At 40.3% G+C, this 12635-nt stretch carries 11 protein-coding genes, 4 tRNA genes and 1 other RNA gene; all 16 read left to right on the top strand.

The features are described from left to right. Nucleotides 1-468: 468 nt before the first annotated feature. Nucleotides 469-1884 carry an aspartate ammonia-lyase gene (locus EO121_RS06570; protein WP_127160936.1) on the top strand — a complete coding sequence of 472 codons (1416 nt, stop codon included), beginning with the start codon at nt 469-471 and terminating at the stop codon, nt 1882-1884. 425 nt (nt 1885-2309) lie between these two features. Continuing rightward, nucleotides 2310-2684, top strand: coding sequence for a CrcB family protein (locus tag EO121_RS06565; RefSeq protein WP_127166900.1), 375 nt, complete (start codon nt 2310-2312; stop codon nt 2682-2684). Between the two features lie 4 nt (nt 2685-2688). Then, complete coding sequence (locus tag EO121_RS06560; protein ID WP_127166898.1) at nt 2689-3675, top strand: molybdopterin-binding protein; 987 nt, start codon at nt 2689-2691, stop codon at nt 3673-3675. A 104-nt stretch (nt 3676-3779) separates the two neighbouring features. Next, complete coding sequence (locus EO121_RS06555; RefSeq protein WP_127160938.1) at nt 3780-4694, top strand: PLP-dependent cysteine synthase family protein; 915 nt, start codon at nt 3780-3782, stop codon at nt 4692-4694. A 62-nt stretch (nt 4695-4756) separates the two neighbouring features. Further along, on the top strand, nt 4757-5383 hold the full coding sequence (gene epsC, locus EO121_RS06550; RefSeq protein WP_127160939.1) for a serine O-acetyltransferase EpsC: 627 nt from the start codon (nt 4757-4759) through the stop codon (nt 5381-5383). 8 nt (nt 5384-5391) lie between these two features. After that, on the top strand, nt 5392-6180 hold the full coding sequence (locus EO121_RS06545) for a carbon-nitrogen family hydrolase (RefSeq protein ID WP_127160940.1): 789 nt from the start codon (nt 5392-5394) through the stop codon (nt 6178-6180). Nucleotides 6181-6274: 94 nt separating this feature from the next. Further along, nucleotides 6275-6350: transfer RNA gene (locus tag EO121_RS06540), tRNA-Asp, on the top strand. Nucleotides 6351-6398: 48 nt separating this feature from the next. Then, a tRNA-Phe gene (locus EO121_RS06535) sits at nt 6399-6474 on the top strand. A gap of 15 nt (nt 6475-6489) precedes the next feature. Continuing rightward, nucleotides 6490-6575 (top strand) — tRNA-Leu (locus tag EO121_RS06530). A 5-nt stretch (nt 6576-6580) separates the two neighbouring features. Further along, nucleotides 6581-6655 (top strand) — tRNA-Ile (locus tag EO121_RS06525). 134 nt (nt 6656-6789) lie between these two features. After that, nucleotides 6790-7473, top strand: a complete 684-nt coding sequence (locus EO121_RS06520; RefSeq protein ID WP_127166897.1) for a class I SAM-dependent methyltransferase — start codon at nt 6790-6792, stop codon at nt 7471-7473. A 90-nt stretch (nt 7474-7563) separates the two neighbouring features. Then, entirely contained in the window at nt 7564-8673 is a 1110-nt protein-coding gene (locus EO121_RS06515) for a Nif3-like dinuclear metal center hexameric protein (protein WP_127166896.1), read from the top strand. Nucleotides 8674-8739: 66 nt separating this feature from the next. Then, nucleotides 8740-9092, top strand: an RNA gene (rnpB, locus tag EO121_RS06510) — RNase P RNA component class A. A gap of 43 nt (nt 9093-9135) precedes the next feature. Then, the gene (locus EO121_RS06505; RefSeq protein WP_127160943.1) at nt 9136-9453 is read left to right on the top strand and encodes a co-chaperone YbbN; all 318 of its coding nucleotides are present in this window, start codon (nt 9136-9138) and stop codon (nt 9451-9453) included. Between the two features lie 132 nt (nt 9454-9585). After that, complete coding sequence (locus EO121_RS06500) at nt 9586-10728, top strand: hydrogenase small subunit (RefSeq protein WP_127166895.1); 1143 nt, start codon at nt 9586-9588, stop codon at nt 10726-10728. Further along, nucleotides 10728-12629: a nickel-dependent hydrogenase large subunit gene (locus tag EO121_RS06495; RefSeq protein ID WP_127166894.1), complete on the top strand. Its 1902-nt coding sequence runs from the start codon at nt 10728-10730 to the stop codon at nt 12627-12629. The genes EO121_RS06500 and EO121_RS06495 overlap by 1 nt, the downstream gene beginning before the upstream one ends. Nucleotides 12630-12635 lie beyond the last annotated feature (6 nt).

Here is a 12635-nt window from a genome sequence, read left to right as displayed (position 1 = left end):
AAAGAATAGCGCTAGCTATTTCCATAGCTAGCGCTAAAAGCTTTTACATGAGTAGCCCCCACATTTGACAAAGAGCCTTTATAAAAGGGCTTTAAAAGGGTATAGTTTGAGTTCGTTGGCTCCCGGTTGGAACCACTTTTCACGCTTTTTTGCGTGCGGTTGCAACCACTTTTTCGTGTTAGGAGATGGAAGTCAGGTATCATAGTTGTGTAGTTACTTTTAATACAGGCACATGCTGAATATGTGATAGTCCTATATAGTCTATAGAAATTATCAAAAATGAGTAAAATTAATGACTTCTATGACTATAAGTTATTTATTAAGGTGTACAAGGGAGCATTATTCGTAACTAGAAAGTATATCTCTATTATGTATACATGATACATGATATAATACAGGTATATCATATAAACAAAGCTTATACAGTAGATGCCTATGCATCTGATGTTGTATGAAAAGAGGTATACTATGAGAAAAGAACATGATTTTCTAGGTGAATTGGAATTAGCTGATGAGTTGTACTATGGTGTACAAACATTACGTGGTATTGAAAACTTTTTTATTACAGGAAAACAAATTGACTTAGATTTCGTAAAAGCTATGGCAATGGTAAAAAAAGCCTGTGCCTTGGCGAATATGAGTACTGGTCGTTTAGATGAAAAAATTGGTCAAGCCATCAGTCGTGCTGCCGATGAAGTGGTACGTGGAAATTTCAATGATCAATTCCCAGTGGATCCTATCCAAGGGGGAGCAGGGACTTCTTTCAATATGAACATGAATGAAGTATTGGCGAACCGTGCGTTGGAAATTTTAGGGTATGAAAAAGGTCAATACGACATTGTATCTCCAAATAATCATGTGAATATGGCACAATCTACAAATGATACATTCCCTACGGCCATTAAAGTATGTGCCATCATGAAAAGTAAACCTTTATTAATGGCACTTCGCCGTTTAGCGGATGAGCTAGATAAAAAAGCAGAAGAGTACAAAGAAATTTTAAAAATGGGGCGTACTCATTTACAAGATGCTGTGCCAATTACATTAGGTCAAGAAATGGGTGCCTATGCATCTGGCGTGCGTCGTGGCATTCGTCGTATTAAATCTGCTATGTTAGAAGCACATACAGTTAATATGGGTGCTACTGCTGTTGGTACTGGCTTAAATGCAGAACCTACGTATATTAAAGCTGTCGTAGATGAATTATCTCGTGTTGTAGGTGAACCGTTCATTACAGCGGATAACTTAATTGATGCGACCAATAATACAGATGTGTTTGCAGATATTTCCTCTGGCTTGAAAGTAACAGCCCTAGTATTGATTAAAATGGCTAACGATTTCCGGTTAATGGCATCTGGCCCTCGTTGCGGTATTGGTGAATTAAAATTACCTCCACGCCAACCAGGTTCTTCCATCATGCCGGGTAAAGTAAACCCAGTTATCGCGGAAGTATTGAACCAAACTTGTTACCAAGTCATCGGTAATGATTTGACCATTTCCCTTGGCGTAGAAAATGGACAGTTTGAATTGAATGTTATGGAGCCAGTCATTGCATATAACTTGTTCAATTCTATGTGTTACTTAAAAAATGCGGTAAACACATTTGTAGATAAATTGTTAGTTGACCTTGAAGTGGATAAAGAACAATGCGAATATTGGTTAGAACGTTCTGTTGGTATTGTCACAGCTTTGTTACCACATATTGGTTATGAAAATGCCTCTGCGTTAGCGAAAGAAGCCTTAGAAACTGATCGTAGCGTAAAAGAAATTATTCTAGAACAAGGATTGTTAACGAAAGAAGAAATGGATTATATCCTTTCTCCAAAAGAAATGACACGTCCTGGTATTGCTGGTCAAGATTTAGTAAAACATCCTGGAAACTAAATATGCACACGAAGAACTGCTTAGACATAGGCAGTTCTTTTTTTATGTATAAGAGTAGCAAATCTAGGTCGTTCGTGTGGTTGTACTTTAGTATGGCTATTTTAGATAGGATCTCTGTAATGAAAAAAAGGATGCTAGTATTGAGAAGGTCTGAGTCTGGTATGCGGATCAGCTTATACTCTGAGAGAGTGATAATATATAAATGTTTGATGTAACATAAAGTAGATGCTCAGTCCATACATTACTAACTGTGAGAGGCTCAATATATATAATGTTGCTATAACATATAATGAAAAATGTAGCATTTGTTTATAATATAGTTTATAACTATAATAGGTTATATATAAATCGAGAAAGAAATTCGCGTGCTTTAGTATATAATCCACCTAGGGTGGTGTATAATAAAGACATAAAGGAGTTTGATTATGAAGGTATATATAGCAGTGGCTATGGGAGGAGCTATTGGTGCCATGACGCGGTATGGCATTGGACAGTACATGGTCACTAAAGGTGCGCTGTATCCTTGGGGGACAGTACTAGTGAATATGATAGGTTCCATGCTAATTGGCTTAGGCATGGCATATATTGAAGGGCAACCCAATGTGTCACCTTGGGTTAAGCTGTTATGTATTACAGGTTTTTTAGGTGGGCTTACAACCTTTTCAACCTTTATCTTTGAAGGATATATGCTACAAGAAAAAGGTTTGTGGCATATGCTGTCCTACATGGGTGGACAGGTATTGGTTGGATATGGCCTATGCGGGCTGGCTTTCACCATTGGTAAACGAATGTGGGGATAATACGATGAAAGAAATACATGTAAAAGATGCAGTGGGGCAAGCACTTTGCCACGATATTGTGCGCATCGTCATTGGAGAAGTAAAAGATACACCATTTAAACGAGGACACATCATCGCTGATGAAGATGTGGATTTATTATTACAATTAGGAAAAGAGCATATTTATGTGATGGAAGAATCCGATTATAATTTGGTTCATGAGGAGCAAGTAGCAGAAGAATTATATCGTTTCTGTGAGCATCCATCTATCAGTCCTACACCGGTACAACAAGGCAAGATTGAAGCCTTGGCGAATCATGATGGTGTGTTGACTGTGGATGTGGAAGGCCTACATGAAATCAATAGTATTGGGGAATTAACCATTGTTACAAGATTACATGGCACACCTGTAAAAACGGGCCAACCGGTAGCAGGCATGCGATGTATTCCGCTGTTATTAGAAGCATGGCAGTTAGAGGAAGCGAAGCGGCTACGTGAAGGTAAGGGCCCTATCTTGCAAGTACACCCATTTGTGCGTAAGAAAATGGGTATTGTTACTACAGGTAGTGAAGTCTTTGCAGGGCGCATTCAAGATGCTTTCACAGCGGTTATTCAAGACCGTGTAGCGGACTATGGTGTGGAACTGGTAGCTCATGAAATTGTGCCAGATAATACAGATCAAATTGTAGAGGCCATAGACAAAGTAAAGTCCCAAGGAGCAGAGATTATATTCTGTACTGGTGGTATGAGCGTAGATCCTGATGATTTAACACCAGGTGCTATTGCACGTCGGGCTAAAGAAGTAGTGACCTATGGATTACCAGTATTGCCAGGTTCTATGGTGTGCATTGCTTATTTGGAAGATAATACCCCTGTGCTAGGCGTACCGGGGGGTGTTTTATATAACAATCCGAGTGCCTTTGATGTGATTACGCCGCGCTTATTAGCAGATGTGCGAATCACAAAAGAAGATTGTATTCGTATGGGGCATGGTGGCTTTCAATCAAAATAATTAGAATTTTGAGAAAAATTTGGTTGACAAAATCAAATCCCACCTATACAATAGGAATAAATTTAAGTATTTTATATATGAAGTCTAAGTAGAGGAGAATTATTATGGCTGTTGTAAAAAATGCAATCGACTTAATTGGAAACACACCAATATATCGAATCCCAGATACTAATGTATATGTAAAATTAGAAAAGTATAATGCTGGCGGCAGTGTAAAAGATCGTGCTGTCCTAGGTATGTTACAAGATGCAAAAGAAAAAGGCTTAATTAAAAATGATACAATCATCGTGGAAGCCACTAGTGGTAACACGGGTATTGCTTTAGCAATGTTAGGTGCTATGTTGTCCATCAAAACAATTATTATTATGCCTGAAAGTATGAGTAAAGAACGCCGCGAATTAATCAAAGCGTACGGTGCACAATTAATTTTAACGCCAAAAGAATTAGGCATGAAAGGTGCTCTTGGAAAAGCGCAAGAAATTCTTGATAACTATCCAAGTGCGGTAACACTAGGTCAATTTGTGAACCCAGCAAATCCAACGGCTCACTATGAAACAACGGCAAAAGAAATTTTACGTGATGTACCGAATGTAGGTATTTTCGTAGCAGGTATTGGCACAGGTGGTACTTTCACAGGTGTTACTAAAGCTTTGAAAGAGCAACATCCGTACATTAAAGCGGTTGCAGTAGAACCAGAAGGGTCTCCAGTGATTTCTCGAGGTACTGGCGGTGTTCATAAAATCCAAGGTCTTGGGGCTGGATTCATTCCAGAAAACTTCGACTCTTCCTTGATGGATGAAGTACAAACAGTCACTGATGAAGATGCTATCGAAGAAGTAGGTAACTTCATGCGAGAAACTGGTATTGGTATCGGCATTTCCTCCGCGGCGGCTATCTTGGTAGCTCGTCAATACGGTCGTAAATTCCCAGATGTGGACGTTGTCGTAGTAGCTCCAGATGGAGTAGAAAAATATCTATCTATGATTCAATTTGAAAGCGTAGATTGGATTCATTCTTAATCGATTGTGATACGAAAGATAGCATGGTCTAGGCCATGCTATCTCTGTATAGGGAGGTATTTATGAGAGAGGTATGGAATTCCATTCGATACAACATACAGCGCGTATTACAATCAGATCCAGCGGCTACCTCTTGGTTTATGGTGGTTTGGACATATCCTCATATAACAGCTTTATTTTGGCATTTTTTTGCGCATCGCCTGTACCGAAAAGGCTGGTTTACGTTAGCTCGGCGTGTGGCGTTACATGCACGTCGGGTAACGGGTATAGAGATTCATCCAGGAGCGCAAATTGGGAAAGGCTTATTTATTGACCATGGTATGGGAGTTGTCATTGGTGAAACGGCTATTGTAGGAGATAATGTGACGCTCTTTCATGGAGTGACTCTTGGAGGGATGGATTCTCGTAAGATAAAACGTCATCCTACGGTGGAAGATGATGTGCTCATTGGTGCTGGTACAAAGGTGCTAGGTGATATTACGGTGGGAAAAGGTTCAAAAATAGGTTGTAATCTGGTCATTAAGCGAGATGTTCCTAGAAATGTAATTATTTTTGAAACGGAACCTGACCATATTATCTATCGTCGTCCTAAAGTAGATCGTTTTGACAAAGGGTCCTATGTACCACGACGGCATGCATTGCCATTAGAGCCTAACGAGTTTACAGACCATATGGCGTGGCATATCTAGGAGGAACTATGAGAGAGTTGCGATTAGGCATTGTTCAATTAGCCACAGAAATTGAGCAAGTGGATAAAAATTTTGATATTCTAGCAGAAAAAGTGCGAGATGTAGCTAAGCAAGGAGTGGATGTAGTCGTATTGCCAGAAACATGGAATACAGGATTTATAACGGGTTCAAAGTTACATGCATTGGCAGATGAAGGTGGTCAACGGTCACAATCTTTGTTACAGGAATTAGCGCAATCAGAACATGTGAATATCTTTGGTGGATCAGTGGCTGTCAAAGAAGGAGATTCCAGCTACAATAGAACCTATGTGTTCAACCGCAAAGGGGAATTGTTATCTACGTATGATAAGATGCATGGCTTTAGTCCAGCTAAAGAAGATCAATATTTTACAGGTGGTACTGCTATCCACCAATTTGAATTTGATGGAGTACTTTGCTCTAGTGCCACTTGTTATGATATTCGTTTTCCTGAGCTAATTCGTAAATCTGCCTTACAAGGGATAGAACTATTCTTTTTACCCGCTCAGTGGCCAATGCTACGTTTGCATCATTGGTGCATATTGAATCAAGCGAGAGCAATAGAAAATCAAATGTATTTCTGTAGTGTTAATGGTTGTGGCACTATTGGTAAGTTACCAATGGCAGGTCACTCAATGGTAGTAGACCCGTGGGGAGAAGTGCTACTAGAATGTGATGAAACACCGCAAATACAAACCATTACTATCGATGTAGATACGGTGAAAGATATTCGGTCTAAAATCAATGTGTTCCGGGATCGGAAACCTAATTGCTATTAAAAAAATATCTATGCATTTTAGGAATATATAAAATTGTCCATAGGTATTGCCAAGATGTAATACCTATGGTATATTATATGAGTACTTAGTACACGGCCCCGTGGTGTAGCGGTTAACATGTCGCCCTGTCACGGCGAAGATCGTCGGTTCAAATCCGATCGGGGTCGCCATTTTTTTTACCTATTTTTAGGCATATTCATATATTTATATATATATTTGCCTCGGTAGCTCAGTCGGTAGAGCAACGGACTGAAAATCCGTGTGTCGGCAGTTCGATTCTGCCCTGAGGCACCATATACATATCCTCATGCGGATGTGGTGGAATGGCAGACACGCCATCTTGAGGGGGTGGTGAGCGTACGCTCGTATGGGTTCAAGTCCCATCATCCGCACCAAACGAGGGCCTATAGCTCAGGGGTAGAGCAACCGGCTCATAACCGGTCGGTCCCTGGTTCAAATCCAGGTGGGCCCACCATAAGAGACCATCTCACTTTGTGAGATGGTTTTTTTGTTATCTATAAGGGTTCATTGTATAATGAAAGCATGAGCTTTATAGTATTTCTAAGTAAGAAATTGCGTAGAAGATGTAATTAGAATGTGAGATAGACTATGGCACTTTCAAAACGATTAGAACAAGTATTGCATATGATTCCACAGTGTCAAACGGTGGCAGATGTGGGTACAGATCACGGGTATTTGGCGGTGGCTTGTATAGAAGCAGGCGTGGCTAAAGCGGTCATTGCCATTGATGTGAATCAAGGACCGTTAGAGTCTGCCAAAGGATTTGTGAAAGAACGAAAGTTAGAACAATCTATTGAATGCCGATTAGGAGATGGATTGGCAGCTACAAAACAGGGAGAAGTAGATTGTGCAGTGATTTGTGGCATGGGTGGAGAGTTGATGCAACACATCATCACGGTAGGACCAGAACTATTGGAAACCTATGTGCTGCAACCACAAAGCCATCGACGAGAGTTGAAACAATTTTTAGTAGATCAAGGATATGGCATTGTTCAAGAGAAATGTTTACTAGAGGGCAATCAATATTATGACATGTGGTTAGTACAACGAGGTGCTACTACCGTGTATAATGAGCTACCTAGAGAATCGATGTTATGGGAATATGGTGCTTTGTTACAACAAGAACAATCTGAAGTTTGGACACAGCACATACAACGTAGAGTGGAAACGTTGCAATCTATATTACAACATATGCGTGATACAGCGAAGTCTAGTGATGCGGTTCAGGTGATGGAACAAGAATTGCAAGCCTTACAAGGTATTTTACAATAGGTACAGGTGAAACTTTCACGATTAAAAGCTTAATTATCGATGAGTATGAAACTTTAGACTATACTTTGAGATAATGGATAGGAGGTATATATGGTTACTATGAAAGATATTGCTCAAGCCATTGAGCGCCAAGCTCCATTGCAGTTGCAAGAGTCTTGGGATAATTGCGGATTACAAGTGGGATCTATGAGTTCAACCGTGCAACGTGTGTTAACGGCATTAGATGTGACGTCAGAAGTAGTAGCAGAAGCGATAGAGGAACACGTAGATGTAATTGTGACACATCATCCGATGATTTTCAAAGGTATCAAATCTATCAACACGGATACGATGCAAGGAAAGATGATTGGAAATCTATTATGCCATGGTATTAATGTGTATAGTGCGCATACGAATTTAGATGTTACAGCTGGTGGTCTTAATGACGAGGTAGCTAGACGACTAGGGTTACAAGGTATACAAGGGCTAGAAGAAACAGGACGAGATGTAGCCTATAAGGTGGCTGTCTATGTGCCCGTTACGCATAGTGAACAACTTCGCCAAGCCATGGGTGATGTGGGGGCAGGTCATATCGGTATGTACAGTCATTGTAGTTTTTCTGTCGCTGGAGAAGGAAGGTTCTTGCCCTTAGAAGGGACGAATCCTTTCATCGGTCATGTGGGCTCTATCGAAACGGTGCAAGAAGAACGGATTGAGACGGTAGTCCCTAAGAAATTGCTAGGTGCAGTATTAGGTGCTATGGAACAGGTTCATCCTTATGAAGAAATTGCCTACGATATAGTAGCCTTAGAGAATGCCTGTGATGCACACTATATTGGTCGCATTGGTAATTTACCACAACCACTATCGATAGAGGACTTCAAAGAAGTATTGCAATCTGTATTCCCTCACAGTCAATTGCGTTGGGGTGGGGCTAAGCCATCATCCATTCAGCGCATTGGTCTATGCACAGGTAGTGGAGCAGAGTTCATTAAAATAGCAGCCAAGAAAAAAGCGGATGTGTATATCACTGGGGATGTGAAATACCATGATATGCAACTAGCAAAAGAATTAGGAATCACAGTAGTGGATGCAGGTCATTATGGTACAGAATACATGAGTCAAACACTATTAAAACAAATGATAGAAAAGAGTTTTACAGCAGATGAAGTAGAAGTCATAGAAAGTAATGTACAAAGAGATTTTTTCTTTAAAGTCTGAGCACTTTCGGTTATAATAAAAGGAAGAGCTATTGACCACACGAGTGGTCTATGCTAGACTTAAACAGTAAGTATGAAAGGCGATTGCAAGTCTCTTGACTTGAGGAAAGTCCGAGCTCCATAGGGCAGGATGCCGGCTAACGGCCGGCGTGGGTGACCATAGGGAATAGTGCCACAGAAAAGTAAACCGCCACCTTCGGGTGGTAAGGGTGGAACGGTCGCGGTAAGAGCGCACCAGGTACATGGTAACATGTATGCTCGGTAAACCCCATCCGGAGCAAGGCCGAATAGGAAAGGGTTAAGGGTTGCCCGCCTACCTTTCGGGTTGTGCCGCTTGAGCGTATAGGCAACTATGCGCCTAGAAAGATAATCGCCACTGCGAAAGCAGGACAGAACTCGGCTTATTGATTGCTTGCTCAAAACCGCTCTTCGGAGCGGTTTTGTTATTGTAGGAGGTATCGTTATGAAATTAGAATCCATTAAAACCTATGAAGAGTTTAAATCCATTGTCAAAGGCGATGATGAAATCGTACTAGCTTGTTTTACCGCAGAATGGTGTGATCCATGCAAGCTGATGAAAGAAGAATTAGATGTGTTACACGATGAACTACAAGGTGTAGCACGCATGATTGCTATCGATATTGACGAATCGAAAGAGATTGTCTTAAAAGAAGATGTACAAGGGGTACCAACGATTATTTGCTATAAAAAAGGAAAACAAAAAGATCGTATCGGTGGCTATAAAAAAGCAGCCTCTGTACGTAAGTTATTGAAACTATAAATAGAGGATATAAAAATATTTTTACAAATTAGTGATTAAAATTCTATAGTAGGAATACCTTTCATGGTATACTATGGATGTATATTCATTTATATAGACGCTATAAAGTTATTGCAAGAAAGGGGCTTTTTTGTGAAAGAATCATTGAATAGTCTTTGGAATTTATTCCAAGAACGTAAATTAAGCCGACGTACGTTTATGAAATCCTGCGTAGCGTTAACCGCTATTTTAGGATTGCCACCAGCATTGACAAATAAAGTCGTAGCAGCGGCAGAAACAAAAGAATTACCTACGGTGATTTGGTTGCATGGTCATGAATGTACAGGGTGTGACGAATCTTTTATTCGCTCCACATCGCCTTTCGCATCTGATGTGATTTTAAATATGATTGCCTTAGAGTATGATGATACTTTAGCTGCTGCAGCAGGGGAACCATTTGAACATCATTTACATCACTTGTTAGAAAGTAAAAAAGGTAAGTATGTATTGGCTGTTGAAGGTGGCGTTCCATTGGATGAAAATGGATCCTACTGCCAAGTTGGTGGACGTCCATTTGTAGATGTATTGAAAGAATGCGCTGAGGGTGCTGCTTTCATCATCGAATATGGCTCTTGTGCAGCTTGGGGCGGTATTCAAGCGGCGAAACCGAACCCAACCAATACAGTATCTGTATCCTCTATTGTAAAAGGTAAAAAAATTATTAAAGTACCTGGATGTCCTCCGATTCCAGAGGTCATGACGGGTGTGATTATGCATTATGCTTTATTTGGTGAAATTCCACCTCTTGACGTAGAAGGAAGACCAAAACAATTCTATGGCAATCGTATCCATGATACATGCTATCGTCGTCCTTTCTTTGATTCTGGATTATTCGTGGAACATTTTGATGATGATGCATCGAAAGCTGGTTGGTGCCTATATAAAGTAGGTTGTCGTGGACCAGAAACATATAACTCTTGTGGCAATTTGCGTTGGTGGAATGGGTTGTCCTATCCAATTCAATCTGGACATGGTTGTATTGGTTGCTCTGAAAAGGGATTCTGGGACAATGATAACTTTTACCAACGATTGCCTCATATTCATACCCCAAATACCATCACTGATGTGGATACATTAGGTACAGTAGCAGGATTTGGCGCATTTGGTGCTGTAGTGGCTCATGGTGGTATTACCTTAGCAAAACATAAATATGATTCTATCCAAGAAGAGAAAAAATATTTAGCTGAACAAGAAGCAAAACAAAAAGAAGCGGAACAGAAAGGTAGTGACCAATAATGAAACGAGTTGTAGTCGATCCAGTGACCCGTATTGAAGGTCACTTACGTGTAGAAGTTAGTGTTGATGAATCCACAGGTAAAGTGCAAGATGCTCTATCTAGTGGTACGGCTTGGCGTGGTATTGAATTAGTAGCTAAAAATCGCGATCCTCGTGACGTATGGGCCTTTGTACAACGCATATGTGGCGTATGTACTTCTACGCATGCCTTAGCATCCCTTCGTGCTGTGGAAGATGCATTGGGAATTCAAATTCCTAAGAATGCAAACTATATTCGAAATATTATGCATAGTTGTTTAGATACACACGATCATATTGTGCATTTTTATCACTTGCATGCTCTTGACTGGGTAAGCCCAGTAGAGGCGTTGAAAGCAGATCCTAAGAAAACTGCAGAATTGCAACAACAAGTATTGGATACATACAATGTGAGTGGATTACAACCAAAAGATTTGGAATCTGCTACATCTGCATACCCTAAGGAGTTCCCTAAAGGAAATGCTACGTATTATGCAGCGATCCAAACAAAAGTGAAAAAAATTGTAGAAAGTGGTCAATTAGGTATTTTCTCCGCCCAATGGTGGGATCATCCAGACTATCAATTATTACCTCCAGAAGTGCATTTGATGGCCATTTCTCACTATTTGACAATCTTGGATCGTCAACGTGATATTGTAACGCCACATGTTATCTTTGGTGGTAAAAATCCACATCCTCATTACATCGTAGGTGGTATGCCATGCTCCATTTCCATGGACGATATGAATGCACCTGTGAATGCAGCTCGTTTGGCAAGTGTGGATGAATCTATTTCCTTGGCAAAAGATTTAGTGAATTATTTCTACTTGCCTGACTTATTAGCGATTGGTCATTTATATGTAAAAGCTGGTATGGTTGATGGTGGGGGCTTAGCAAAAAAACGTGTCCTTGCTTACGGTGGCTATCCAGATGATGCATATACAGGTATAAAAGATGGAGACTTCTTTAAAAAGTCTCTTGTTCGTGCTAATGGAGTAGTAGAAAACTTTGAACTTGGTTGGGAAAAAGCAACATTTACAGCTTTAGAAGGTGAAGACTTGATGAATCCAGACTTCTTGTCTGAAGAAATCAATCACTCTTGGTTTGAATATCCAAATGGTGAAACATCCTTGCATCCAATAAAAGGGGTAACGACACCAGCTTTCACAGGGCCTAAGACGGGAACAAATAAAAAATGGGAATTCTTGGATGAAGAGAAAAAATATTCTTGGATTAAATCCCCTACATTCAAAGGAAAAGCCTGCGAAGTGGGCCCATTGGCAAAATATATCGTTGTCTATGTAAAAGTAAAACAAGGCATCATCAAAGACCCAACTTGGGCTGAGAAAATGATGGTGGACCAAATTGATGCCGTATCTAAAGTGCTAGGGGTACCAGCACATGTGTGGATGTGTTCCACAGTGGGCCGTACAGCAGCTCGTGGTTTAGATGCACAAGTGGCAGCTAACTTGAGCCAACATTTCTATAATCGCTTGATTGAAAATATCAAAACTGGTGATACTGTTGTGGCGGATACTCGTAAATTCGATCCTAATTCTTGGCCAAAAGAGGCAAAAGGTGTAGGTTTATTAGATGCACCACGTGGTGGTTTAGGACATTGGTGTGTCATCAAAGATGGTCGTGTAGACAATTATCAATGTATCGTGCCAACGACATGGAATGCATGCCCTAAAACGATTGCTGGCGAACATGGTGCATACGAATCTAATATGATAGACACTAAAGTCAAAGTGGCGGATAAGCCATTAGAAATTTTAAAAGGTATACATTCCTTTGACCCTTGTTTGGCATGTGCTACACACTTGTACAATAAAAAAGGTGAAAAAATAGTGTCTGTGAATACAGATGCCCTATGTAAATAGGGAGGA

Origin of the sequence: Veillonella sp. CHU732, from assembly GCF_003992085.1 — a bacterium.
Taxonomy (GTDB): domain Bacteria; phylum Bacillota; class Negativicutes; order Veillonellales; family Veillonellaceae; genus F0422.
The sequence above is the reverse complement of the archived record's forward strand: the minus strand, read 5'-3'. Positions and strand labels throughout refer to the sequence as shown.